The organism is Microbacterium sp. CH12i (assembly GCF_000685355.1).
Classification (GTDB): domain Bacteria; phylum Actinomycetota; class Actinomycetes; order Actinomycetales; family Microbacteriaceae; genus Microbacterium.
Genome location: NZ_JHET01000004.1, coordinates 194,356 through 218,803 on the forward strand (window position 1 = coordinate 194,356; position 24,448 = coordinate 218,803).

A 24,448-nucleotide genomic window follows, 5' to 3' on the forward strand; every position below is an offset into this window, starting at 1 on the left:
CTCGACCCGGCACCGGGGAAGTGTGTCGGGGCGGGAGCGGCGGGGCATCACAGTCGAAGGTCAGAAGAGTCCCGGAATCACCTCCTGTTCAAGTTCTGAGTACGTGTCCTCGCCAGCCTCGAGGTAGGCGTTCCACGCCGCAGCATCCCAAATCTCGGCATGCGCGCCGACGCCCGTGATGACGAGCTCTTTCTCGAGCCCGGCGTACTGGCGAAGGTGGCTGGGGATGGTGATGCGGTTCTGGCTGTCCGGCATCTCTGCACTCGCTCCGGAAAGGAACATGCGCAGAAAGTCACGGGCCTGCTTGTTGTTGAGGGGCGCCTGGCGGATCCGCTCGTGCATCGCCTCGAATTCCGCAGTGCTGAAGACGTAGAGGCAACGCTCTTGTCCACGGGTGACAACGATGCCGCCACCGAGATCTTCGCGAAACTTCGCCGGAAGGATGACTCGACCTTTGTCGTCGAGCTTCGGTGAATGAGTTCCTAACAACATCGGCCATCACCCCCTCTGTATCCGGCCAAATCGAGGTATTCCCCACTTTACTCCACTTTCCTCCACATTCCTATGAGGAAATGGGGTCAGTTTGGCATACCTCGTGATATCTCGGTAAACGATCCGCGTGATTACGCGTCAAAACAGCCCACCGAGCGGGTGGAGGGATCTGGGGCGTTAGCCACCAGACGCCTGAATAAGCGCACCCAAAAACGAAGAAAGGCCCGGATGCTCAATGCATCCGGGCCTATAAATCAGGAAGGTCAGCGACCGTCTTGTCGACGATCCCAACGGTCATTCATGCGATCCATGAAGGACGGCGAACTCTGCGGCGACTTGTTCGGGGGACCCTTGCGCTCGGGGACAGGACCGATGCGTCGCGCAGGCGTAGCTGCGAGGATCACGCCCGCCACCATCGCGGCGAACCCGATGACGCCAACAATGATGCTGCCGACAGCACCCAGCTGGCTGCCGAGAGCAACTCCAGCTACCAAGGCACCGACCCCGACGAGCAACAGCACAGCCCCATAGACAAGGTTGCGGTAGCTGAGCGTGCGATCGCCTGAGGGCGCAGTGACGATATCGGCGTCATTGTGGAGGAGATGACGTTCCATCTCGTCGAGCAGACGCTGCTCCTGTTCAGACAGTGGCATTACGCCCCCCTTGGGTTTAGTGTCTTTCATTCTACGCTCGCAAAACGGCCGAGGCTAGCCATCGGCTGAGAACCTAAGCTGATTATCGTGCCCTCCCCCATGCAAGTCCAGGACGCCGTCGCGGCCCGCTTGGATCACTTCCTCACACTGGTCGGATCCGAGTCGGATGCTTATGGTCCAGATGCCGCGCTTTTCATCGAGTCCGCGGCCCACACTCTGCAGGGCGGAAAACGTCTGCGGGCACGCTTCTGCCACGCTGGATGGCAGGCGGTGGCACGCTTCGCAGATCGAAAAGCGAGCGAATCAGACGCCCTATGGGATCTCTGTTCTGCTTTGGAGATCTTCCAATCCGCGGCCCTCGTTCACGACGACCTGATTGACAACTCCGATACACGTCGCGGACGCCCCGCAGCGCATCGTGCACTCCAGCAACGACACCGTGCGCTCAGCTGGTCAGGCGACGCCGAGGCATTCGGCCGCGCCTCGGCCATCCTGTTGGGGGATCTTCTCGTCGCGTGGAGCGACGATCTGCTCGAGCTCGCACTCACCGAACACCCTCACGCCGCCGCCGTGCGTCGCGAGTACGCGCGAATGCGGCGCGATGTCACCACCGGACAATTCTTGGATATCGCCGAGGAGTCTGCCTGGGAGGTCAACCCCGATTCAGAACACGCCGAGCGTGCGCTGCGCGTCGTCTCGCTGAAATCAGCGCGGTACAGCATCGAGCAGCCGCTGCTTCTCGGCGCACTCCTCGCCGGCGCCGATAATGCCCAGCAGGAATCGCTCCGGCGATTCGGACACCCGATCGGGATGGCATTCCAATTGCGCGATGACGTGTTGGGAGTGTTCGGCGAAGAAGCTGTCACCGGAAAGCCCGCAGGCGATGACCTGCGCGAAGGCAAGCGCACTGTGCTGGTTGCTCTAACGCGGCAGTGTCTAGAGCCCTCGGCTCGCCGCGTGCTCGATGAGTTGCTCGGTGACCCCGAACTCAACGGCGAGCAGGTGTCGGCGCTGCAGGCAACGATCACGCAGTCGGGCGCTCTGGCACAGGTGGAGGAGATGATCTCTTCCTATGCGCACGAAGCCGACCGCGCACTGACGGGTGCACGGCTAGACAATGCGTCCGTCAGCGAGTTGCGCGACTTGGCACGGGCAGCAACGGTGCGCACTGCCTGAATAGACGACTCAAGCCAGGGTGCGTGCCACGCGGCGGACCGCGCTCTTGTGTCCGTCGAGAAGAGCAGCGATCGGTGTGCGTCCGAGCTCGTCGTTCTCGCTGAACAGCCAGTTGATCGCTTCATCGTCCGTGAAACCGGCATCGGTGAGAACAATAATCGTGCCCCGCAGGGATGCCAGTGGGTGAGCATCGACGATGAATACCGCTGGCACGGCGAACGTGCCGTTGCGAGTCGAGCCGATCAGGTACTGCTCGGCAATCATCCGGCGCACACGTCCCAGTGGCTCGTCAAGAATCTCGACGAGTTCGGGCATGGTCAGCCATTCGATGGCCGTAATTTCGGGAGCAGTCTCAGACACGTTTCGACTATCTCATTTAGTGGCCCACATCGCACATCGCCACTCGAATCACTTCAGTCACATGCGTCACTCTGGTTGACATCTATTTACTTCCGTGTCAGCGTTTCAGGAGTCCGAAAGGGGAAAACCTTGAGACTGAACACCCTGCATACCCGTGCCGGGATTGCCCAGATCGGCGTTCCGGCAGCAGTCGTAGGCATACTGGCGAGCACGCTCGGCGCCGCACCTGCTGCCGCCGCGGCCCCTGCGACCTACACCGTGCAAGACGGCGATACTGTCTCCGCGATTGCTGCGCAGTTCGGCCTCGCCACGGTCGATGTACTCACCTGGAACGGTCTGAGCTGGCGATCGGTGATCTATCCCGGACAGTCGCTTGCGCTCGTTGCCCCTGCGCCGGCAACTCCTGCCGCGCCTGCGCCCGTAGCTGCGCCGGCCGCAACTACTGACCCGATCGTGCCGACCGCCACTGACACCACGCACACCGTGGTTGCCGGCGACACCATCTTCGACATCGCCCAACAATATGGCACGTCTACAGACGCAGTATTCGCCGCGAACGGGCTGAACGCATCGTCGATCATCTACCCAGGGCAGACTCTAGTCGTCGCCACGGCGGCTCCGGCGGCTGCGGTGGCTGCCCCGGCTCCAGAATCGGCACCGGCTCCAGAGTCGGCATCCGCTCCTACGCCGCAGACAGCCACGCTCGATGCTGTGCAAGCGGAGAATGCCGCGCTCATCATTCGCATCGGGCGCGACCTCGGCGTCCCTGACCGCGGCATCGCAATCGCGCTCGCCACCTCGATGGTCGAATCGTGGTTGAGCAACCTGGACTGGGGCGACCGCGATTCCCTCGGTCTCTTCCAACAGCGGCCAAGCACAGGTTGGGGAACGCCAGAGCAGATCCTGGATCGTGAGCGCAGCATCCGCGTTTTCTACGGCGGCGCATCAGACCCGAACGGATCGAACACGCGCGGCCTGCTCGACATCGCCGGGTGGGACAACATGAGCCTCAGCGATGCTGCGCAGTCAGTGCAGATTTCGGCATACCCGGCGCGTTATGCCCCCTGGGAGGCGCAAGCCTATGAGTGGATCGCCCTTTACGGCTGAAATCCGGGCGATTTCCCGGCCGAAAAGGTGAGCCGCTCCCCTGGCTTTCAGCCAGTTCTTCATAGACTCAGTACGTGACGACCAATCAGCAGGCCGACCCGCTCATCGGGCGACTTGTCGACGGTCGCTATCGCGTGCGTGCCCGCATCGCGCGCGGCGGGATGGCCACGGTGTATGTGGCAACCGACCTCCGCCTGGAACGCCGAATCGCTCTGAAGGTCATGCACGGCCATCTCAGCGATGACTCCGTCTTCCAGAGCCGGTTCATCCAAGAAGCACGTGCCGCCGCACGCCTCGCAGATCCGCACGTGGTCAACGTGTTCGACCAGGGGCAGGATGGCGAGCTCGCCTACTTGGTCATGGAGTATTTGCCCGGCATTACGCTGCGCGAACTGATGCGTGAACAACGCCGGCTGACGATTCCGCAGACCATCACTATCATGGATGCGATTCTTGCGGGGCTTGCAGCTGCTCATAAGGCGGGTATCGTCCATCGCGATGTGAAGCCTGAAAATGTGCTTCTTGCCGAAGATGGTCGCATCAAGATCGGTGACTTCGGGCTGGCCCGCGCGACGACTGCGAACACCGCAACCGGGGCCCAGTTGCTTGGCACAATCGCCTACCTCGCACCTGAGCTGGTTACCCGCGGCACTGCCGATGCCCGCAGCGACATATATGCGCTCGGCATCATGCTCTACGAGATGCTCGTCGGTGAGCAGCCGTACAAGGGCGAACAGCCCATGCAGATCGCCTTCCAGCATGCAACCGAGTCGGTTCCACGGCCAAGCGTCCGCAACCCTGGCGTGCCAGAACAGCTCGACGAACTCGTGCTCTGGGCGACCGAGAAGTCGCCGGATGAACGTCCGGACGATGCACAGGAGATGCTCAACCGTCTGCGCGAGATCGAAAGATCACTCGGCGTCTCTCCCGCGACCATCACCACTGCGACCACGCCACTGCGTTCGCAGAGTGATTCCGGCGATCTCACCAAGGTCATGCCCTCCACGATGGTGATCGACAACCCCACTGCGGCGGTATCTCACCAGCCCATCGATAACGCGACGCTACTGCGACGACGCACCTCCAAGCGCCGCGCGCGCGGCGCTTTCCTGCTCTCGCTCGTCCTGCTGCTCGCCGTTCTCGCCGGCGGAGTCGGCTGGTGGTTCGGATCAGGGCCGGGGTCGCTCGTGCCGGTGCCGGCAGTGGCCGGTCTCCCCTACGACGAAGCCGCATCAGCACTGACGAAAGACGTTTCGTTCCGGTGCGCGCCGAAGAGAACTCCATCGAGATCGAAACCGGTTTATCGATCCGCACAGATCCCAACGAGGGCGAGCGTCTCGACAAGGGCAGCGAAGTGAGCGTCTTTGTCTCCCTCGGCCCGGCGCAGCACACGCTCGATGCCTTGAACGGTAAGACTGCTGATGAAGCTCGCGCGTACCTCGCTGATCTCAAGGTCGAGGTCTCCGCTGAAGACCTCATGCTGTATTCGCGGGCAGACAACGGCGTAGTCATCAATGCGAGCGTCACGCCGCGCGCCGGTGGAGACGCGTACGAGTGCGGCGACGGCTGCGACGTATTCGAGTCCGACACCGTCGACCTGGTCGTCTCGTTGGGTTCGCTCCCCGATGTTGTCGGCATGACGGCATCCGCGGCATCCGATGCCCTCGGCGCAAAGAACATAGCGACGACCACGACCGAAGAGTACAACAACTCGGTCGAGGAAGGCCACGTCATCAGCGTGCTCGACCGTGACGGCGGCGGAAACTGGCGCCCGGGCGACACCATGACGCTCGTCGTCTCTCTGGGGCCTCAGCTGTTCGCGGTGCCCGACGTCACCGGCAGCAACCGAGACCAGGCCGCCAAGACGTTGCGCGACGCCGGGTTCGAGCCGACGTGGAACCTGCTGTGGACGCCGTTCCCGAATGGCCTCACCGAAGTCACCGGAACTGACCCCGCTGCTGGAACCATGCGCCGGGCTGGCACCCAGGTCACACTTCTCATCCGCAGCAGCGGGCTCTAAAGCTCAGCGGGCTTAAGCAATCAGAAGCTCAGCGCTTCTCGAGCTCCTCTGCCACCAGGAAGGCGAGCTCGAGCGACTGCATGTGGTTCAGACGCGGATCGCAGAGGCTCTCGTAGCGGGTCGCAAGCGCGGCCTCGTCGATCTTCTCTGAACCGCCGAGGCACTCGGTGACATCGTCGCCGGTGAGCTCGACGTGGATGCCGCCAGGGAAAGTTCCCACGGCACGGTGCGCTTCGAAGAAGCCACGCACCTCGTCCACGACGTCGTCGAAGCGACGCGTCTTGTACCCGGTGGGCGTGGTGATGCCGTTGCCGTGCATCGGGTCAGTGACCCACAGCGGAGTCGCACCCGAATCGCGCACGGCTTCCAGCAGCGGCGGCAGAGCGTCGCGGATCTTTCCGGCACCCATGCGAGTGATGAACGTCAGGCGTCCTGGCTCGCGGTTCGGGTCGAGCTTGTCGATGAGCTCGAGAGCCGTTTCGGGAGTCGTCGTCGGGCCCAGCTTCACACCGATCGGGTTGCGGATCTTCGAGAAGTAGTCAACGTGTGCACCGTCGAGGTCACGCGTGCGCTCCCCGATCCAGAGGAAGTGCGCTGAGGTGTTGTACGGGGTGTCCGTACGAGAGTCGATCCGTGTCATCGGACGCTCGTAGTCCATCAGCAGGCCCTCATGGCCGGTGAAGAACTCGACGCGCTTGAGCTCGTCGAAGTCGGCGCCTGCGGCCTCCATGAACTTGATGGCCCGATCAATCTCGCCAGCCATGCGCTCGTAGCGCTGATTCGCCGGGTTCTGGGCGAAGCCCTTGTTCCACGAATGCACCTCACGAAGGTCGGCGAAGCCACCCTGCGTGAAGGCGCGAATGAGGTTCAGCGTCGACGCCGCGGTGTGGTACCCCTGCAGCAGACGACCCGGATCCGCCCGGCGAGAACCTTCGGTGAAGTCAAAGCCGTTGACGATGTCGCCACGGTAGGCGGGCAGCGTGACGTCGCCACGCGTCTCCGTGTCGCTGGAGCGCGGCTTGGCGAACTGTCCTGCCATCCGCCCCATCTTGACGACGGGCATCGATGCACCATAGGTGAGTACGACGGCCATCTGCAGCACGGTTTTGATGCGGTCGCGGATCTGCTCGGCGGTCGCGCCGGCAAACGTCTCGGCGCAGTCACCACCCTGCAGCAGGAACGCCTGACCGGATGCTGCGCGCGCAAGCCGATCGCGAAGGTTGTCGACCTCACCAGCGAAGACCAGCGGCGGGAGCGCGGCGATCTGCTGTGATACTTCGGCCACCCGCTCGGCGTCGAGCCAGGTGGGCTGCTGCTTGATGGGGAGAGTTCGCCAGGCATCCAGGGCCGTGTCGTGCTGCTGAGGCATCTATCCAGCTTACTGGCCGCAAGCGATCAGTATCGCCGTCACGGGCGCTGCGGCATCCGGTCTTTCACAGACGAAGCGTAGACATCGTCGTACTCTTGCTCGCCGAGCCGCTGAAGCGCGACCATGATCTCGTCTGTGACCGACCTCAGGATGTAGCGGTCGTTCTCCATACCCTCGTAGCGAGAGAAGTCCAGCGGCTCGCCGATGACGATCCCGACGCGAACGATCCGGGGCACGGTGCGCCCGATCGGCATTGCCGTGTCGGTGTCGACCATGATCAGCGGGATGACCGGAACCTTCGCCTCAAGCGCCATCCGTGCAATACCTGTGCGTCCACGGTACAGCTTCCCATCGGGGCTGCGCGTGCCTCGGGGTAAATGCCGAGCAGGTCTCCTCGGCCCAGCACTTGAAGCCCGGTGTTCAAGGATGCCTCAGAAGCCCTTCCGCCCGAACGATCGATGGGGATCTGTCCGGTCGCCTTCATGAAGTATTTGGTTGCCCAGCCCTTGAGCCCCCGGCCAGTGAAATAGTCGCTCTTCGCGAGGAACGACATCGGCCGGTCGATGAGCAACGGGAGAAAAACCGAGTCAGACACAGAGAGATGATTGCTCGCCAGGATCGCGGCACCGTTTCGGGGCACGTTCGAGCGCCCCACGATCCAAGGACGAAAGAGCGCCTTGACCACGGGGCCGATCATGACGTACTTCATCAGCCAGTAGAACATCGTCACGAAGTCTATCTCTGCCCGTGACGTCGACTGTCATAACGCCGCGCGGGACTCTCCGCGATTGCGCGACTGAGTTCCACAACTCCCGCAACTGAATCCCAAAACCGACCTCGCCCACCGGTCGATGTGCCCTAGACTCTGTGACAAAGCCGTACCCGACCGGTACCGAAGGAGTTGCCGTGGTTCAATTTGAAGTCCCCGCGATCGTCCCCGCTGATCCCGAAGCGAACATCACAGATCTGCTGGTGAAGCGCGTCGAAGCCACTCCCAACCTGGCTCTGTTCTCCGTGCCGGATGGCGCGGGCTGGCGCAATATCACCGCCGCTGATTTTCAAACCGCGGTGATCGCCCTTGCCAAGGGCTTCGTTGCCGCTGGCATCCAGCCTGGCGAGAAGGTCGGTTTCCTCGCCAGCACCACTTACGAGTGGACGCTGGTCGATTTCGCATTGTTCTATGCCGGTGCCGTGATGGTTCCGATTTATGAGACCAGCTCGCCCGCGCAGATCCAGTGGATCCTCGAAGACTCCGGCGCCATCGCCCTCATGGTGGAATCGGCCGGTCACTTCTCGAAGGTTGATGAGGTGCGCGGCGATGTGCCTCTGGTCCGCGAGGTGTGGCAGATGCACGTCGGCGCGATTGACGCGCTTACTGCTGCCGGTGTCGACGTCGAGGATGCTGAGATCGAACGCCGTCGCAATCTCGCCGTGGGATCGGATATCGCGACCCTCATCTACACCTCAGGCTCGACCGGTCGCCCGAAGGGCTGCGTGCTCACGCACAGCAACTTCGTCGAGCTGACGCGCAACTCTGCCAAGTCGCTCCACAAGGTCGTAGAGACCCCGGGCTCTTCGACGCTGCTGTTTATCACCACCGCTCACGTGTTCGCACGGTTCATCTCGCTTCTGAACGTACACGCTGGTGTCCGTACCGGGCACCAGCCCGACACGAAGCAACTGCTTCCCGCACTCGGGTCGTTCAAGCCGACCTTCCTGCTGGCTGTGCCTCGTGTGTTCGAGAAGGTGTACAACTCCGCCGAGCAAAAGGCTGAAGCTGGCGGCAAGGGCAAGATCTTCCGCGCCGCGGCTGCCGCCGCGATCGAACACTCCAAGCTGCTCGAAGCGGGTGAGAAGATCCCGTTCGGTCTGAAGATCAAGTTCGCCCTGTTCGACAAGCTCGTCTACGGAAAGCTCCGCGAGGCGATGGGCGGGAACATTGTCTACGCGGTTTCTGGCTCTGCGCCCCTGGGCGCGCGCTCGGTCATTTCTTCCACAGCCTCGGTGTGGTGATTCTCGAGGGTTACGGCCTCACTGAGACGACTGCCCCCGCGACGGTCAACCTTGCTGACAAGTCGAAGATCGGAACAGTCGGCCCCGCACTACCAGGCGTCGGCGTCGTCTTGCAGAAGATGGCGAGATCGAAGTCAAGGGAATCAACGTTTTCAAGGAGTACTGGAACAACCCCGAAGCTACGGCCGAGGCCTTTGACAACGGCTGGTTCCGCACGGGCGACATCGGCTCCTTCGATTCTGAGGGCTTCCTCACCGTCACCGGTCGCAAGAAAGAGATCCTCGTCACGGCAGGCGGCAAGAACGTCGCGCCCGCCGCACTGGAAGACCCGATCCGCGCAAACCCGATCATCAGTCAGGTCGTGGCCGTCGGTGACCAGAAGCCGTTCATCTCAGCACTGATCACGCTCGACCCGGAGATGCTCCCCACCTGGCTGGGCAACAACGGGCTGCCCGCCGACATGTCGTTGGCTGACGCGTCCAAGAACGAGGCTGTGCGCGCTGAGGTGCAGCGCGCGGTCGACCGCGCGAACAACAACGTCTCTCGAGCCGAGTCCATTCGAAAGTTCACGATCCTCGACTCGGAGTGGACCGAAGACAGTGGTCACCTGACACCGAAGATGTCGATCAAGCGCAACGTCATCATGACGGACTTCGCCGACGAGATCTCCGCGCTCTACGATCAGCCGGTCAACACGACCAACGTCGCCATCGGCGGCTGATACTGCAAGAACGATAACGATGGCCCTCACCTTTCGGTGAGGGCATCGTTATTAGAACCAGTCGCTCTCGCGTACTTCGCGCATCGCGATCTTACGTATCTCCGGCGGGAGGCGCGTGAGGTAGAGCTTGCCATCGAGGTGATCGGTTTCATGCTGCAACGCTTGGGCGAGCAGCCCCTCGCCCTCGAGCACGACCGGGTTACCGTCGAGGTCGATGCCCTCGACACGCGCCCACGGGTGACGCAGCGCGTCGTGCCAGAGTCCTGGAACAGATAGGCACCCTTCGCCGGTGGGCACCGGGTCGCCTCGCACTTCGGTCAAGACGGGGTTGAGGACGTAGCCGATGTCCCCGTCGATGTTGTAGCTAAACGCGCGGGCGGCAACACCGATCTGAGGGGCAGCGACGCCAGCACGACCCGGCAGCTCCACGCTGTCGATGAGATCGGTGACTAGGGCGCGCACGCCGTCGTCGATCTGCTCGATCGCCGCGCACACCGTGCGCAGCACAGGGTCGCCGAAGACTCGGATCTCGCGGACAGCCATCAGTTCACGCTCGTGCGCAGGCCCTCGACGAGGAGCGCTGCGAGTTCGCGCGCCGCCTGGCGCGTCTCGGATTGGAGGTTGGCGAAGACGATCGCGCCGCCACCGGCGATCTGCGAGTCGTACGGCATCCGCACCACGGTCTTCGCGCGGGTGGCAAAGTGCGCCTCGAGCTCATTCAGGCGCACGAGCGGGCTACCGGGCGTGGACTGGTTGAGGACGATGATGGCGTTACGCGCCTGGTCGGCATAGCCGTTTGTCTCGAGCCAAGTGAGTGTCTCGGATGCTAGCCGCGCCTCGTCGACGCTGAGACCAGAGACGATGATGAGCTGATCCGCGAGGTCAAGAGTTGCCCCCATGACCGAATGCACGATACCGGTTCCGGTGTCGGTGAGGACGAGCGAGTAGTAGTGCGCAGCAACTCCGGCGACGTCACGGTAATCATCGTCGCTGAACGCTTCTGCGACGCGCGGGTCAGAATCGGATGCCAGCACGTCCAGCCGGGTCGAGTCTCGAGCGACTATTGCCGAGAGGTCGTGATATCCCCGTACCTCATCGTGGATGCGGACGAGATCGCGCACCGACTTGCTGTTCGTGCGCGGGATGCGATCAGCGAGCGTGCCGCGGTCAGGGTTCGCGTCGACCGCTATGACGCGATCATCGCGAGCATCCGCCAGAGCCATGCCCAAAAGCATCGTGATCGTGGTCTTGCCCACGCCACCCTTTCGCGACAGGACGGGCACGAACCGTGCGCCGCCAGCGAATGGTGCCGCGATCCGTGAGGTGAGCGCTTTGCGCTCCCGCGCGCGTTTGCCGTCACCGATGTTGATACGGTGTCCGGAGATCGAGTAGAGGAGATGATTCCACGCGCCTCTGGTTCGGGTTTCGTCATCTGGTGCGGATCGAGCAGACGATCGGCGGTGAGAAGGTCTGCAGACTCACGAGACGAGTGGCCGAGTTGATCGTCCAGCCGCTTCGACGTCATCGCGACCTCTGGACGCGACGCGGCCCGTCGCGGCACGATCGAGGTCTCGGCCGGCTTCGGGTCTTCCGCGGGTGGGGTCACGCTCTCGCTCTTTTCTGCATGCTCGGATGCCGCAGGCGTGCTCGGCACGGATGCGGATGCCGACGCGTCATGCCTCATCGCGGTGGCAATCCACGCGGACGTAGCGGTCTCGGCACGCGGCGCAGGCGCCGCGGCAATGGGCGTCGAAATTTCTGGTTCGGGTTCAGGTTCGGGCTCGGGTTGGGGTTCTGGTTCGGCCTCAATCTCCGGCTCGACCTCAACTTCAACGTCGGCTTCAGCGTCAGGTTCCGGTTCGTCTTCAGTCTCTAGCTCCGGTTCCAGTTCCGGTTCGAGCTCCGGCTCGACGGTCGCCTCAACAATTTCGTCGGAGGGGTCCTCCGCGGGAAGTTCGATGACGATGCCCGTCGTGCCCGGCAGAATACGACCGACAGACGGTTCCTCCAGGAGTGGCGTTTCATCCACGATGAGCTCTGAGTGGATCGCACCATCCACAACCGAGTCGTCGACGAGATCGTCATCCTCGTCGCGCGGAAGCACGACACTCACCTGCGCGGTCTGTCCGAGGATTCCGATGCCAGTGGTATCCAGCGAGGCAGCTTCGTCGAGCACGCCGAGGGAATCATCCTCCGCAGAGTCTGATGTGTTCTTCGGTGTCACAGTGTCACTCCCCAGCTTGTGCGACCGTGTCGCTCGCACAAGATTACTGGGCGGGACGTATGACCACCAAAAGGTCCCCGGCATCCACCTGCTGCGTCTCGCCGATCGCGAGCCGCTCAATGACGCCGTCGACGGGTGCGGTGATGGCCGCTTCCATCTTCATAGCCTCGATGGATGCAACCGGTTCGCCGGCCCGAACCGTCGCTCCGACTTCGACCTTTACAGTGACCACCCCGGAGAATGGCGCCGCTACCTGACCGGGCTTGGACGTGTCGGCCCTTTCTACCTCATGCGCATCGACGGTGATCGAGCGGTCCCGCACGAACACTGGTCGCAACTGGCCATTGAGGGTCGTCATGACAGTACGCATGCCACGGTCGTCTGCCTCGCCGATCGCCTCGAGCCCGACATAGAGCTGAACACCGCGATCGATTTCGACGAGGTGTTCCTGGCCCTGGACCAGTCCATAGAGGTAATCGCTCGTATCGAGCACCGATACGTCGCCGAACAGGTCACGCTGCTGCGAGAACTCGCGCGTCGGCCCGGGGAACAGCAGGGTGTTCAGCCGCTCGCGACGCTCCTGGCTTGTGCCTGCCAGTGCCTTCTCATCGTCCTCTGAGATCTCGGTGAAGCCCACGCGCACCTCGCGACCAGCCAGCACCTTGGTGCGGAACGGCTCGGGCCAGCCACCCGGAAGATCTCCCAGTTCGCCCGCCATAAAGCCGACAACCGAATCCGGAACGTCGTACTTTTCTGGGTTCGCCTCAAAGTCGGCGGGATCCGCTCGCACCGCTGCAAGGTGCAGAGCGAGGTCGCCCACCACCTTCGATGAAGGCGTGACCTTGGGCACCCGACCGAGGATTCGGTCGGCAGCGGCGTACATGTCCTCGATGAGTTCGAAGTCGTCGGCGAGACCGAGGGCCTTGGCCTGCTGGCGCAGATTCGACAGCTGCCCACCGGGAATCTCGTGGTGGTACACCCGGCCGGTCGGCCCGGGCAGGCCCGATTCGAATGGTGCGTACTGATTGCGCACGGCTTCCCAATACGGCTCAAGGTCCGAAACGCCATCGAGATCGATGCCGCTGTCGCGATCGGTGTGGGCGAGGGCCGCAACCAGTGAAGAAAGCGAGGGCTGGCTGGTTGTTCCAGACAGCGGGGCGGATGCTGCATCCACCGCGTCAACGCCAGCCGCGCTGGCAGAGAGCAGGGTCGCAAGCTGACCACCAGGAGTGTCATGCGTGTGCAGATGCACCGGAAGATCAAAGCGCTCGCGGAGCGCGGTGACGAGCTTTGATGCCGCGGCAGGGCGCAGCAGGCCCGCCATGTCTTTGATGGCCAGGATATGAGCCCCGGCATCCACGATCTGCTCCGCGAGGCCGAGATAGTAATCCAGCGTGTAAAGGTCCTCAGCGGGGTTCATCAAGTCGCCCGTGTAGCAAAGTGCGACCTCAGCGATGGCAGTGCCGGTGTTTCGCACAGCATCGATTGCGGGGCGCATCTGAGAGACGTCGTTGAGCGCGTCGAAGATGCGGAAGATGTCGACGCCGCTGGCTGCGGCTTCAGCGACGAACGCCTCTGTCACCTCGGTCGGGTACGGGGTGTAGCCGACCGTATTGCGACCGCGAAGCAGCATCTGGATGTTGATGTTCGGAAGCGCCGCGCGCAGCTTGTCAAGGCGCTCCCACGGGTCCTCGCCGAGGAACCGGAGTGCGACGTCGTAGGTCGCACCTCCCCAGGCTTCAACGGACAGCAGACCCGGAGTGAGCTGCGCGAGGTACGGGGCTGCCGCGACGAGATCCTTCGTGCGCACCCGGGTTGCCAGTAGCGACTGGTGCGCGTCACGGAAGGTCGTGTCGGTGATCGCCAGGGCAGTCTGTTCGCGAAGGCTGCGAGCGAAGCCCTCTGGGCCGAGTTCGAGCAGACGCTGGCGCGACCCGGGCAACGGCTCGGACGTCAGATCAATGTTCGGCAGCTTGGTGATCGGGTCGACAGTTCCCGGATGCGGCCCGTTCGGCTTGTTGACAGTGACGTCAACGAGCCAGTTGAGCAGCTTGGTACCGCGATCCTTCGAGACCTGTCCACGAAGCAGCTCGGGGCGCTCATCGATGAATGAGGTGCTGAGGTCGCCATTCACGAAGTCTTCATCTGCGAGCAGCGCCTGCAGGAACGGGATGTTCGTTGAGACGCCGCGGATGCGGAATTCTGCCAGCGCACGACGAGCACGCCCGACTGCCGCCTCGAAATCGCGTCCGCGGCAGGTGAGCTTGGAGAGCATCGAGTCGAAGTGAGGGCTGATCTGTGCCCCCTGGTGAACCGTTCCGCCATCGAGACGGATGCCGGCGCCACCGGGCGAGCGGTAAGTGGTGATCTTGCCCGTGTCAGGACGGAATCCCTGTGTCGGGTCTTCCGTGGTGATGCGGCACTGCAGCGCCGCCCCGCGCAGGTGGATGTCGCCCTGCTGCAGCCCCAGCTCGGCAAGGGTCTCGCCCGCGGCGATCCGCATCTGCGATTGCACGAGGTCGACGTCTGTGACTTCTTCGGTCACTGTGTGCTCGACCTGAATGCGCGGGTTCATCTCGATGAACACGACCTCACCGGTGCGCTCCCCCGCTGTTTCCAGCAAGAACTCGACGGTACCGGCGTTCTCGTAGCCGATCGAACGGGCGAACGCGATGGCGTAGCCGTGAAGTGCCTGCCGGACGTCCTCGTCAAGGTTCGGGGCAGGCGCGATCTCCACGACCTTCTGGTGACGCCGCTGCACCGAGCAGTCTCGCTCAAACAGGTGCACGGTCTCACCGGTCTTGTCAGCGAGGATCTGCACTTCAATGTGGCGCGGGCGAAGAACCGCCTGCTCAAGGAACATCCGCGGGTCGCCAAAAGCGCTCTCCGCTTCGCGCATCGCTTCAGCGAGAGCCGGAGCAAGATCACCCTTTGTTGCAACTCGACGCATGCCGCGACCGCCACCACCAGCAACGGCCTTGGCGAACAGCGGGAAGCCAATGCCATCGGCCTGAGCAACGAGCTCGTCGACATCAGCGGAGGCCTCGGTGGAGCGCAGCACAGGCACTCCAGCCTCGATCGCGTGGTGCTTGGCCTCGACCTTGTTGCCCGCCATCTCGAGCACATTCGCTGGCGGTCCGATAAAGACGATGCCGTTCGCCGCCGCCTTCTCAGCGAGGTCAGGGTTCTCAGAGAGGAAACCGTAGCCGGGATAGATCGCGTCGGCGCCAGATTCGAGCGCGACCCGAATGATCTCGTCGACGCTGAGATATGCACGAACGGGGTGGCCTCGTTCACCGATCTGGTAGGCCTCATCTGCCTTCAGCCGGTGCTGAGATCCACGGTCTTCATAAGGAAAGACCGCGACGGTGCGTGCTCCTACCTCGAATGCCGCGCGGAAGGCACGGATCGCGATCTCGCCACGATTGGCTACAAGAATCTTCTGGAACATGCACACCTCTGAAAGCTCGACGCACGCCGTTTTCGACGTACACGGGGCGGGGCTGAGTGTCCACCCAGCCTAGGGGAAGGTAACGTGGTGTCCGTGCACGTACTAAGCGTCAGCTCTCTCAAGGGGGGCGTCGGCAAGACGACCGTGACTCTCGGACTGGCCTCAGCGGCCTTCGCCCGAGGCGTCCGGACCCTAGTCGTCGACCTCGACCCACAGTCCGATGTGTCGACCGGAATGGATATCCAGGTCGCTGGCCGGCTCAACATCGCCGATGTCCTGGCGAATCCGAAAGAGAAAGTCGTCCGTCAGGCGATCACCTCCAGTGGCTGGGCGAAGGTTCACCCCGGCACTATCGACGTGCTGATCGGGAGCCCTTCTGCCATCAACTTCGATGGCCCGCATCCGAGCGTGCGCGACGTCTGGAAACTCGAAGAGGCGCTCGCCTCCGTCGAATCTGACTATGACCTCGTACTCGTCGACTGTGCACCCTCGCTGAATGCCCTCACGCGCACCGCGTGGGCCGCCAGTGACCGCGTGATGGTGGTCACCGAGCCCGGACTCTTCTCTGTGGCCGCAGCCGACCGCGCGCTTCGTGCGATCGAGGAGATTCGTCGGGGGCTCTCCCCCCGCTTGCAGCCGCTAGGTATCGTGGTCAACCGCGTGCGCCCGCAGTCGATCGAGCATCAGTTCCGCATCAAGGAACTGCGCGACATGTTCGGCCCGTTGGTGCTCGCGCCGCAGCTGCCGGAGCGCACCTCACTCCAGCAAGCGCAGGGAGCCGCAAAGCCGCTGCACATCTGGCCCGGTGAATCTGCTCAGGAACTCGCGGCTGACTTCGATCTGTTGCTTGACCGCATCATTCGCACCGGTCGAGTTCCGGTGTCAGACAGCGGCCCACAGTCCTGACGCCAGTCGCAAACGAAAAGCCACACCTCGCGGTGTGGCTTTCGTTTGGTGGAAGGATCAAGCGGTGCGCTTGGCGCGACGAGCACCGAGTTCATCGACCGGGTCGGGAGCGGTGGCGTCGAATTCGACGAGTGTCGACTCGACCTCTCGCAGAACCTTGCCGACAGCGATGCCGAACACACCCTGGCCGCGGCTGACGAGGTCGATGACCTCGTCGTTCGACGTGCACAGGTAGACAGACGCACCGTCACTCATGAGCGTGGTGCCAGCGAGATCGCGGATGCCGGCGGCACGGAGCTGGTCAACGGCTGTGCGAATCTGCTGCAGCGAGATGCCCGTGTCGAGCAGTCGCTTGACAAGCTTGAGTACGAGGATGTCGCGGAAGCCATAAAGGCGCTGCGAGCCAGAGCCGCTGGCACCGCGAACAGTGGGCTCGACCAGTTCGGTGCGCGCCCAGTAGTCAAGCTGACGGTAGGTGATGCCGGCAGCACGAGCTGCGACCGCACCTCGGTAGCCGACCTCGTCATCCATTGCTGGCAGGCCGTCCGTGAAGAGGAGTTCGCTCGCGAACTGCGGGGTGCCTGAAAGCTCATCCGCATTCATCTGAAATCCTCCCTGAAGCAATTACCTCCACGCTAGAGCAGTGCCATGTCACCGGCAATGACATCCGCTCTTAGGTGAAGGTGTGTCGCAACCTGTTCGTTACGAAAGCACCCGGGTGAGTGCTTCTCTGACGAAGAGCGAGCGCACTTCATCGATCTTGGTCGCAAGTTCCGGGGCCATCTCGCGCGCTTTGCCGCGAGACGTGGCATCCGTGCGACGAAGCAGCGAAGACATCGCCGATTCGATCAACGAGACTTCTCGTTCTGCGCTCTGGCGCAGGGTTCGCAGGTGTCGCGGCTCGATGCCGTGGCGGTCAAGAGCAACGAGACCGCGCAACAGAGTGACCGTCGACTCCGGGTAGCTTTCAGCGGCCGTAATGATGCCGGTGCTGATGGCATCGTTGAGGATCTGGGGGCCCGCCCCTGCTGCCGAAAGTAGCTCATCCCGCCGGTAGCGGCGAGGCGCAGGCGCAATGGAAGGGGGTGGCGTGAGCGTGGTCGGTGAGTCACCGTTCGCTTCAGCATCATGGAGCTGTTCGCGGATGACGCTCAACGGCAGGTAGTGATCCCGCTGCAACGTGAGACCGAGACGCAACCGGTCGATGTCAGCCTGCGAGAACTTTCGGTAGCCCGAGTCGGTGCGCGAAGGGCTGACGATGCCCTGAACTTCGAGGAAGCGCAGTTTGCTGGAGGTGAGATCGGGAAACTCAGGCGTAAGCCTGGCAAGCACCTGACCGATACTCAGAAGACCCGCGGACGCAGAGCGGTCGCGGGCGTGAAGTGCCGCCATTATTCGGGAGCCGCCGCAAGGTCTGCGGGTGAGGCGAAGAAAATCAGGCGGAACTTGCCGACGCGCAGCTCATAGCCGTTGGCCAGCGGGCTGCGATCGACGCGCTCTCCGTTGACGTACGTGCCATTGAGTGAACGCTGGTCGATGATCTCGAACGATGTGCCAGAGCGGGTGAACTCGGCGTGACGGCGCGAGACAGTGACGTCGTCGAAGAAGATGTCAGCTTCTGGGTGGCGTCCGACTGTGGCCACGTCGGTGTCCAGCAGATAGCGGGCGCCTGCGAGAGCGCCGGAGCGCACCAGCAGCAGCGCAGACCCGGTGGGCAGGGCATCGATTGCGGCCTGCTCAACATCGGTGAGATCAGCACCGAAGGGCACGAATGACAGGTCTGAGTCGTGCCCGAACGTCTGTGTGGCGTCGTGCTTCTGCTCACCATCGCGGTGAATTGCCGCGTTGGGTACTGATCGGCTGTCGTTATCTGTCACGGTGGCCCTCCTCTCCGTCCAGACTAACTGATCACGCGCCCGGTCCGGGAGGGTCTGTGCGACTCAGCACCCGCACAACGAGATTTCCTATGCTGAACTCGTGCGCATCCTCACACTTCGACACTCTCCCGCCCCGATCGCGCTGGCCGCGACTCTCCTCGCCGCATTTCTGCTGCTGTTCGCGTGGCCTCAGCCCGCGGCTGCACATGACGCGCTCGCGAGCTCTGATCCTGCCGCGGATTCTACGGTCGAGACGCTTCCTGAACAGCTGACACTCACCTTCAGCGCAGCTTTGATCGGTGGCGACGGTGGAACGGCCGTGGTCGTCGAGGACGCCGCAGGAAACTCTGTTACCGATGGCGCGCCCGAACTGGATGGTGCGATGGTGATCCAGCCTCTCAAGGCTGAGGCCGCCGCTGGTGAATACCATGTGCTCTGGCAGGTGGTCTCGAGCGACGGTCACCCTACGTCTGGCGAGTTCACCTTTAACGTGTCGACGGGAACGGCTGCCGCCACACACACACCCACACCGGATGCCACGCCGGCACCCGCACCGAGTGCCACAGAGTCCGCGCTGCCCGTCGCCCCGCTTGGCACAGACGAGCCCACCGACACAACCCCCGACAGCTCGTTCCTCGATGCGCTGCCATGGATCATCGGCGGCCTGATCGTTGCCGCTGGCGGCGGCGCGCTCATCGCCGTGATGACGCGACGCGGACGTGGCGGAAAATCCGATTCCGACGCCTCGACAGAGCGATAGGCTTAACGCATGCCACATTACGATGTCGTCATTCTCGGTGCGGGCCCTGGCGGCTACGTCGCCGCCGTCCGAAGCGCACAGCTCGGCCTGTCGACCGCAATCATCGAAGAGAAGTATTGGGGCGGTGTCTGCCTCAATGTCGGATGCATCCCTTCGAAGGCTCTTCTGAAGAACGCGGAACTCGCGCACACGCTGAAGCACAAGGCCGACTTCTTCGGGATCTCCGGCGAGATCACGATGGATTTCGGCAAGGCGTTTGACCGCTCGCGCGAGGTCGCGAACGGCCGCGTCAAGGGCATCCACTTCTTGATGAAGAAGAACAAGGTGACCGAGTACGACGGTCGCGGCACCTTCACCGGCCCCAAGGCGATCTCCGTTGCCAAGGCTGACGGCAGCACCGAAGAGGTCACCTTCGACAACGCCATCATCGCTACCGGCTCGAAGGTTCGCCTGCTCCCTGGCGTCGAGCTCAGCGAGAACGTTGTCACCTACGAAGAGCAGATCCTCTCTCGTGAGCTGCCGGAGTCGATCGTCATCGTTGGTGCTGGCGCCATCGGTATGGAGTTCGCCTACGTTCTGACGAACTACGACGTCAAGGTCACGATCATCGAGTTCCTCGACCGCGCGCTTCCCAATGAGGACGCCGACGTGTCGAAGGAGATCACTAAGCAGTACAAGAATTACGGCGTTGACATCCTCACCTCCACCAAGGTCGAGACCATCGTCGACAACGGCGCGTCCGTCACCGTCACCTACACCGGCAAGGACGGCCAGCAGGCCTCCATCGAAGCCGGCAAGGTGCTCATGTCGGTCGGCTTCGCCCCGAACATCGAGGGCTTCGGTCTCGATAAGACCGGCGTGAAGCTCACTGAGCGCGGCGCGATTGACATCGATGACCACATGCGCACGAACGTCGACGGCATCTACGCCATCGGCGACGTCACCGCGAAGCTGCAGCTCGCACATGTTGCGGAAGCTCAAGCCGTCGTGGCCGCCGAGACCATCGGCAAGGCCGAGACCCAGACTCTGGGCGACTACCGGATGATGCCGCGTGCGACGTTCTGCTCGCCGCAGGTTGCGTCCTTCGGCCTCACCGAGCAGCAGGCGAAGGACGAAGGGCACGAAATCAAGGTCGTGTCGTTCCCGTTCATGGCCAACGGCAAGGCGCACGGCCTTGGCGAGCCGGTCGGCTTCGTCAAGCTCATTGCGGATGCCGAGCACCTCGAACTCCTAGGCGCTCACATGATCGGCCCTGATGTCTCCGAGCTTCTTCCTGAGCTGACGCTCGCGCAGAAGTGGGACCTCACCGCTCTAGAGCTTGCCCGCAACGTGCACACGCACCCGACGCTGTCGGAGGCACTGCAGGAGGGCTTCCACGGCCTCGCGGGCCACATGATCAACTTCTGATCAGCACCGTCTTCTAATCAGCACCATCGAACGCCCGGTTCAGGCACTGCCTGCCGGGCCGTTCGACGTTTCAGTCCAGGTCCGCGAGCGTCTCGGCCACGAGCTCTGCGACAGCATCCGCCGCGGCCGCTCGCTCCTCCGGGACGAGACCGATGCGAGTGCGACGGTCCAGCACGTCGTCAGCGTCGAGGGCTCCTTCCGCCCGCACCGCGAACTCCACCTCTGCGCGGATGACGTCAATTCCCTCTGCCACCCGCTCTGCGCCCCGCGTCCCGCCCGCGGCGAGCACCGCACTCGCTTCGTCGCCGAAACGAGCCACCAGCGACCGTGACGGATCTTCGGTCGGCGCACCGGCATCGGGATATGCGAAGGGGACCGAGGAGCCGGGCGCACCCACGAGCGCAAGCGAATCGGTCCGGCAAGCGGGGGCCTTCAATCCCCCGTGTCGGCACGCGAGATCAACGGCATCCCTCGCCATTGCACGATACGTGGTGAGTTTCCCGCCGAGGATGCCGATGACGCCGTTCGATGACACCTCGACACGGTGTCGTCGTGAGATATCGGCCGTCGAGTCGCCGGAGCCCGATTCGACGAGCGGGCGCAGCCCCGCGAACGAACCACGGACGTCGTCTCGATTCAGCGGTCGTTCCAGTGCCAGCGACAGTGTGGTGAGCAGAAAGTCGATCTCATCCTCAGTCGGACTCGGCACGTCGGGGATCGAACCCGGTGCGTCGACGTCGGTGAGACCGACAATGACCCGACCGAGCTGGGCGGGAAGAGCGAAGACGAAACGGCTGATCGATCCGGGATGCGGCACGGTGAGCGCCGCAGACGGGTTCCCCAGCGCCGCGGCATCCAAGACGATGTGCGTGCCTCGGCTTGGCCGCAGACGGATATCGGGATCGATCTGTCCTGCCCACACCCCTGCCGCGTTCACGACGGACCTGACACGTAGGCGAAGCGTTCCCCCGCCGAGCTCATCCACGAGCGTCGCGCCGTTACCGTCAGATTCCGTCACCCGCATTCGAGTCAAGATTGTCGCGCCGTGCGCCGCTGCGGTGCGGGCGATCGCGGTGACGAGCCGCGCATCGTCGATGAGCTGACCATCGGTGGCGACCATCCCGCCACGCAGCCCCCGGCGACTCAACGCCGGAAACATCGCGACCGCCTCGCCGGCAGACGCCCGCCGCGGACGCGGCAGCACGGCAGCGGGTGTCCCCGCCACCCTGCGCAGACCATCTCCCAGCAAGAATCCGGTGCTGCCGATGACCCGTTGCTTCGTCGAGACGCCGTCCACGAACGGCAGCAGCTGCGGAAGCGGCCGGATGAGATGCGGCGCGATGCGGGTCATGAGCAGATGTCGCTCGACGGCGCTCTCTCTGGCAACTGCGATGTCGCCGGAAGCGAGGTAGCGCAGCCCGCCATGGACAAGCTTCGAGCTCCACCGGCTCGTGCCGAATGCGAGATCGTGTGCCTCGGCGAGGACGACGGAGAGGCCGCGGCTTGCGGCATCCAGCGCAACGCCAGCCCCAGTCACTCCGCCACCGATCACCAGGAGATCGACCTCACCAGCGTCTGCGAGCAGGTTCAACTCGCGAACACGTCTGCTCGCGTTCAGCACCGACGACGCTCGCACGCCGACGTCGCGGGTCATGGCCGCAGGTACCCGTCCACGGCGCGGGTGAGTTCGGCTCGCCACTCGTTTGCGCCAATCAGTGAAGACACCGCGTTATGCGAGAGAACTGCCGACTGCACGATGAGCAGCAGCATCACCGACATATCGCTTGGCGCGCCTTCCCTGACTGTGCCGCCGCCCTGACCGCGAGCAATGGCCTCTTCCAGCCAATGCAGCATGACACGCTGGCTCGATCCGATCCTCTCGAGGCTGTACTGGGTGAATGCTTCAGGTTCGCGCTCCAGCAGACGCGCGAACACCAGGTCTTCCCGGAAGAGGTCGGAAAACCGCAATACTTCGGCAACGAGGTCTTCCCGTGTGCTCTCCTCGGTTGAGAGCTGCGCGACTATCAAGACGGTCTGTCGAAGAAGTGCCGCACGCACCACCTCGTCGGTTCCCGGCCAGCGGCGATAGATCGTCGGTCTGCTCACCCGCGCCTCACGTGCGAGCTCTGCAATCGTGAGTCCGCGAGTTCCGCGTGCGGCGATGAGAGCGGAGGCCTCATCTAGCAATCGCGCGTCGGCGTCATCCCAATCCGGGAGCTTGGTGTCGATCGGCGCCATCACTGTTGCTTGACGAATTTCCATGATATGTCACACTGTAACGCATGACGACGGAGACAACACCAGCCGCGATCACCCGCTGGGACGGCTGGGGCGACCCTACCCTGGCACGAGACCTTCCGCTGGCAGTGCGCGCTCTGCTCCGGACAGTCATCGGCAGAGTCCGCCGCCCGAAACCAGCAGCGGCATTGTCTGATGTCGTCCTCGATCCCTCCGTGCTCTCGGTCGAGGACCACACCAGCCTCGCTGCGATCGTCGGCGAAGACGCCATCCATACGGATGCTGAGTCCCGCATCCGCCACTCGGGCGGCCGCTCCACACCCGATCTTCTGCGCCTGCGTGAAACACGTCAGGATGCACCCGACGCCGTTGTCGCGCCGTCCGGCCACGACGAGGTCCTCGCCGTGCTCGGCTACGCGTCCGCGCATGACATCGCCATCGTTCCCTTCGGGGGCGGGACGAGCGTCGTCGGCGCGCTCAGCCCCGAGCGTGCCGACCACCGAGCAGTTATCGCTCTCGATCTGCGTCGACTTAGCGGACTCCTGCACTTCGATGAGGTCAGCGCTGAGGCACGGTTCCTCGCCGGCACCACAGGTCCTGAAGCCGAGCGTCTCCTCTCCGCGCACGGCTTCGAACTGGGTCACTATCCACAGAGCTTCCTCTATGCCACGCTCGGAGGATTCGCCTCCGCCCGCTCAGCAGGACAGAATTCAGCTGGTAACGGGCGCTTCGACACGATGGTCACAGCCCTTCGCATTGCAACCCCTACCGGCGAGGTGGTTCTTGGCGGGGCACCCGGGTCTGCTGCCGGCCCAGACCTGATGCGCCTCTTCCTCGGCGCGGAGGGAATTCTCGGCGTCATAACCGAGCTGAGCGTGCGCGTGCACCGGCTGCCCGAAACGCACCGATACGAAGCGTGGACGTTTCCCGACTTCGCGACGGGCACCGCCGCGCTTCGCCGTGTAGCGCAGCTCGGTACGGGCCCCACTGTCATCCGACTCTCCGATGAGGCCGAGACCGGGATCGGCCTCGCGCAGCATGGACGCGTCGGCAAGGCGCTGGCGAAAGGATGCAGCGCGGTGACCGTCTTCGAGGGCGATGCTGCTCTCACCGCCGAACGCCAGGCCACGACGGCACGGGTACTCACCGACGTCGGCGGGCGCTCCACCGGCCCGGTTCCCGCAGAAGAGTGGGCTGACGGACGCTTCGGTGCGCCTTACCTGCGCGATGCGCTCCTTGACTACGGCGCATTCTGCGAGACGCTGGAAACCGCAACGGTCTGGGCAAAGATCGAGCCGTTGAAAGCCGCCGTCACCGACGCAATCAGGTCGGGCTTCACCGCTCAGGATTCAAAGTCGCTCGTGCTGTGCCATATCTCGCACGTATATCCCACCGGCGCAGCGCTGTACTTCACAATCATCGGAAACCTGCGCGCAGATGCCGTTGAGGAGTGGAATCTGATCAAGACGCGCGTGAACGATGCGATCCTCGCTCACGGCGGCACAATCAGCCACCACCATGGGGTCGGCCGTGATCACGCACCTTGGCTTGCCCGCGAGATCGGCGAAGGCGGCATCCGGCTGCTGCGCGCGGTGAAGGCGGAGCTTGACCCCTCAGGCATCATGAACCCCGGCGCGGTACTGCCTGTGACCGCTGCCCGGCAGAAGTCCTGAC

19 protein-coding genes and 3 pseudogenes are annotated in these 24,448 nt (G+C 63.4%); 8 read left to right on the top strand and 14 right to left on the bottom strand.

The genetic code is table 11. The features are described from left to right. Positions 1 to 60: 60 nt before the first annotated feature. Positions 61 to 492 (bottom strand): division/cell wall cluster transcriptional repressor MraZ, encoded by a 432-nt coding sequence (gene mraZ / locus DC31_RS05980; protein WP_036278111.1) that lies wholly within the window; start codon positions 490 to 492, stop codon positions 61 to 63. Between the two features lie 263 nt (positions 493 to 755). Further along, positions 756 to 1,145, bottom strand: coding sequence for a DUF3040 domain-containing protein (locus DC31_RS05985; RefSeq protein WP_036278114.1), 390 nt, complete (start codon positions 1,143 to 1,145; stop codon positions 756 to 758). A gap of 99 nt (positions 1,146 to 1,244) precedes the next feature. Between DC31_RS05985 and DC31_RS05990 the strand changes: the two genes are divergently transcribed. Then, a complete protein-coding gene (locus DC31_RS05990) occupies positions 1,245 to 2,321 on the top strand; it encodes a polyprenyl synthetase family protein (RefSeq protein WP_036278117.1) in 1,077 nt (358 codons plus the stop codon). 9 nt (positions 2,322 to 2,330) lie between these two features. Here the strand turns inward: DC31_RS05990 and DC31_RS05995 are convergent, their stop codons facing one another. Continuing rightward, positions 2,331 to 2,681: an Rv2175c family DNA-binding protein gene (locus DC31_RS05995; RefSeq protein ID WP_327036821.1), complete on the bottom strand. Its 351-nt coding sequence runs from the start codon at positions 2,679 to 2,681 to the stop codon at positions 2,331 to 2,333. A 129-nt stretch (positions 2,682 to 2,810) separates the two neighbouring features. Here DC31_RS05995 and DC31_RS06000 point away from each other — a divergent pair, with 129 nt between their 5' ends. Further along, positions 2,811 to 3,788, top strand: a complete 978-nt coding sequence (locus tag DC31_RS06000) for a LysM peptidoglycan-binding domain-containing protein (protein WP_051606481.1) — start codon at positions 2,811 to 2,813, stop codon at positions 3,786 to 3,788. A 74-nt stretch (positions 3,789 to 3,862) separates the two neighbouring features. After that, positions 3,863 to 5,808: pseudogene (gene pknB, locus DC31_RS06005) on the top strand (Stk1 family PASTA domain-containing Ser/Thr kinase). Positions 5,809 to 5,836: 28 nt separating this feature from the next. Here the strand turns inward: pknB and DC31_RS06010 are convergent. Both DC31_RS06010 and DC31_RS06015 read right to left on the bottom strand, forming a co-directional pair. Next, the gene (locus DC31_RS06010) at positions 5,837 to 7,177 is read right to left on the bottom strand and encodes a class II 3-deoxy-7-phosphoheptulonate synthase (protein ID WP_036278120.1); all 1,341 of its coding nucleotides are present in this window, start codon (positions 7,175 to 7,177) and stop codon (positions 5,837 to 5,839) included. Between the two features lie 38 nt (positions 7,178 to 7,215). Further along, a pseudogene (locus DC31_RS06015) lies at positions 7,216 to 7,901 on the bottom strand (lysophospholipid acyltransferase family protein). 182 nt (positions 7,902 to 8,083) lie between these two features. Here DC31_RS06015 and DC31_RS06020 point away from each other — a divergent pair. After that, positions 8,084 to 9,911, top strand: a pseudogene (locus DC31_RS06020) (AMP-dependent synthetase/ligase). Between the two features lie 51 nt (positions 9,912 to 9,962). Here DC31_RS06020 and DC31_RS06025 read toward each other — a convergent pair. Genes DC31_RS06025 through DC31_RS06035 form a run of 4 tightly spaced genes read right to left on the bottom strand, consistent with a single transcriptional unit; the run spans position 9,963 to position 15,586 of the window. Then, positions 9,963 to 10,454, bottom strand: a complete 492-nt coding sequence (locus DC31_RS06025) for a peptide deformylase (RefSeq protein ID WP_036278122.1) — start codon at positions 10,452 to 10,454, stop codon at positions 9,963 to 9,965. Continuing rightward, a complete protein-coding gene (locus DC31_RS19195; RefSeq protein ID WP_235201374.1) occupies positions 10,454 to 11,146 on the bottom strand; it encodes a MinD/ParA family ATP-binding protein in 693 nt (230 codons plus the stop codon). Before DC31_RS19195 ends, DC31_RS06025 begins: the two co-directional genes overlap by 1 nt. Beyond that, positions 11,098 to 12,135, bottom strand: coding sequence for a hypothetical protein (locus DC31_RS19200; protein ID WP_235201361.1), 1,038 nt, complete (start codon positions 12,133 to 12,135; stop codon positions 11,098 to 11,100). The genes DC31_RS19195 and DC31_RS19200 overlap by 49 nt, the downstream gene beginning before the upstream one ends. Before the next feature lie 43 nt (positions 12,136 to 12,178). Next, positions 12,179 to 15,586, bottom strand: coding sequence for a pyruvate carboxylase (locus DC31_RS06035; protein ID WP_036278127.1), 3,408 nt, complete (start codon positions 15,584 to 15,586; stop codon positions 12,179 to 12,181). A gap of 93 nt (positions 15,587 to 15,679) precedes the next feature. On the opposite strand from DC31_RS06035, the gene DC31_RS06040 reads away from it, so the two are divergent. Then, entirely contained in the window at positions 15,680 to 16,492 is an 813-nt protein-coding gene (locus tag DC31_RS06040) for a ParA family protein (RefSeq protein WP_036278326.1), read from the top strand. Between the two features lie 57 nt (positions 16,493 to 16,549). Here the strand turns inward: DC31_RS06040 and DC31_RS06045 are convergent, their stop codons facing one another. The 3 genes from DC31_RS06045 to DC31_RS06055 all read right to left on the bottom strand — a co-directional run bounded on the left by DC31_RS06045 (position 16,550) and on the right by DC31_RS06055 (position 18,369). Then, positions 16,550 to 17,095, bottom strand: a complete 546-nt coding sequence (locus tag DC31_RS06045; RefSeq protein ID WP_036278130.1) for a MerR family transcriptional regulator — start codon at positions 17,093 to 17,095, stop codon at positions 16,550 to 16,552. Positions 17,096 to 17,194: 99 nt separating this feature from the next. Then, positions 17,195 to 17,884, bottom strand: a complete 690-nt coding sequence (gene ftsR / locus DC31_RS06050) for a transcriptional regulator FtsR (RefSeq protein WP_036278133.1) — start codon at positions 17,882 to 17,884, stop codon at positions 17,195 to 17,197. After that, positions 17,884 to 18,369 carry an FHA domain-containing protein gene (locus DC31_RS06055; RefSeq protein ID WP_036278135.1) on the bottom strand — a complete coding sequence of 162 codons (486 nt, stop codon included), beginning with the start codon at positions 18,367 to 18,369 and terminating at the stop codon, positions 17,884 to 17,886. Before DC31_RS06055 ends, ftsR begins: the two co-directional genes overlap by 1 nt. Before the next feature lie 100 nt (positions 18,370 to 18,469). Between DC31_RS06055 and DC31_RS06060 the strand changes: the two genes are divergently transcribed. Both DC31_RS06060 and lpdA read left to right on the top strand, forming a co-directional pair. Beyond that, positions 18,470 to 19,129: a copper resistance CopC family protein gene (locus DC31_RS06060; RefSeq protein ID WP_036278138.1), complete on the top strand. Its 660-nt coding sequence runs from the start codon at positions 18,470 to 18,472 to the stop codon at positions 19,127 to 19,129. Positions 19,130 to 19,138: 9 nt separating this feature from the next. Further along, positions 19,139 to 20,536: a dihydrolipoyl dehydrogenase gene (lpdA, locus tag DC31_RS06065; protein ID WP_036278141.1), complete on the top strand. Its 1,398-nt coding sequence runs from the start codon at positions 19,139 to 19,141 to the stop codon at positions 20,534 to 20,536. Positions 20,537 to 20,606: 70 nt separating this feature from the next. On the opposite strand, the gene DC31_RS06070 is transcribed toward lpdA, so the two are convergent. Then, the gene (locus DC31_RS06070) at positions 20,607 to 22,190 is read right to left on the bottom strand and encodes a glycerol-3-phosphate dehydrogenase/oxidase (RefSeq protein WP_036278145.1); all 1,584 of its coding nucleotides are present in this window, start codon (positions 22,188 to 22,190) and stop codon (positions 20,607 to 20,609) included. Then, complete coding sequence (locus DC31_RS06075) at positions 22,187 to 22,798, bottom strand: TetR/AcrR family transcriptional regulator (protein ID WP_235201362.1); 612 nt, start codon at positions 22,796 to 22,798, stop codon at positions 22,187 to 22,189. Before DC31_RS06075 ends, DC31_RS06070 begins: the two co-directional genes overlap by 4 nt. Before the next feature lie 20 nt (positions 22,799 to 22,818). Between DC31_RS06075 and DC31_RS06080 the strand changes: the two genes are divergently transcribed. Further along, positions 22,819 to 24,447, top strand: coding sequence for an FAD-binding oxidoreductase (locus tag DC31_RS06080; protein WP_036278147.1), 1,629 nt, complete (start codon positions 22,819 to 22,821; stop codon positions 24,445 to 24,447). Position 24,448 lies beyond the last annotated feature (1 nt).

Excerpts from the sequence above, each read along its gene's own strand:
- mraZ (WP_036278111.1), bottom strand. The coding sequence starts at position 492 with ATGTTGTTAGGAACTCATTCACCGAAGCTCGACGACAAAGGTCGAGTC.
- lpdA (WP_036278141.1), top strand. The coding sequence starts at position 19,139 with ATGCCACATTACGATGTCGTCATTCTCGGTGCGGGCCCTGGCGGCTAC.
- ftsR (WP_036278133.1), bottom strand. The coding sequence starts at position 17,884 with ATGGCGGCACTTCACGCCCGCGACCGCTCTGCGTCCGCGGGTCTTCTG.
- DC31_RS05990 (WP_036278117.1), top strand. The coding sequence starts at position 1,245 with ATGCAAGTCCAGGACGCCGTCGCGGCCCGCTTGGATCACTTCCTCACA.
- DC31_RS06045 (WP_036278130.1), bottom strand. The coding sequence starts at position 17,095 with ATGAATGCGGATGAGCTTTCAGGCACCCCGCAGTTCGCGAGCGAACTC.
- DC31_RS06070 (WP_036278145.1), bottom strand. The coding sequence starts at position 22,190 with ATGACCCGCGACGTCGGCGTGCGAGCGTCGTCGGTGCTGAACGCGAGC.
- DC31_RS06025 (WP_036278122.1), bottom strand. The coding sequence starts at position 10,454 with ATGGCTGTCCGCGAGATCCGAGTCTTCGGCGACCCTGTGCTGCGCACG.
- DC31_RS06080 (WP_036278147.1), top strand. The coding sequence starts at position 22,819 with ATGACGACGGAGACAACACCAGCCGCGATCACCCGCTGGGACGGCTGG.
- DC31_RS06075 (WP_235201362.1), bottom strand. The coding sequence starts at position 22,798 with ATGGAAATTCGTCAAGCAACAGTGATGGCGCCGATCGACACCAAGCTC.
- DC31_RS19195 (WP_235201374.1), bottom strand. The coding sequence starts at position 11,146 with ATGCTTTTGGGCATGGCTCTGGCGGATGCTCGCGATGATCGCGTCATA.
- DC31_RS06010 (WP_036278120.1), bottom strand. The coding sequence starts at position 7,177 with ATGCCTCAGCAGCACGACACGGCCCTGGATGCCTGGCGAACTCTCCCC.
- DC31_RS06035 (WP_036278127.1), bottom strand. The coding sequence starts at position 15,586 with ATGTTCCAGAAGATTCTTGTAGCCAATCGTGGCGAGATCGCGATCCGT.
- DC31_RS05985 (WP_036278114.1), bottom strand. The coding sequence starts at position 1,145 with ATGCCACTGTCTGAACAGGAGCAGCGTCTGCTCGACGAGATGGAACGT.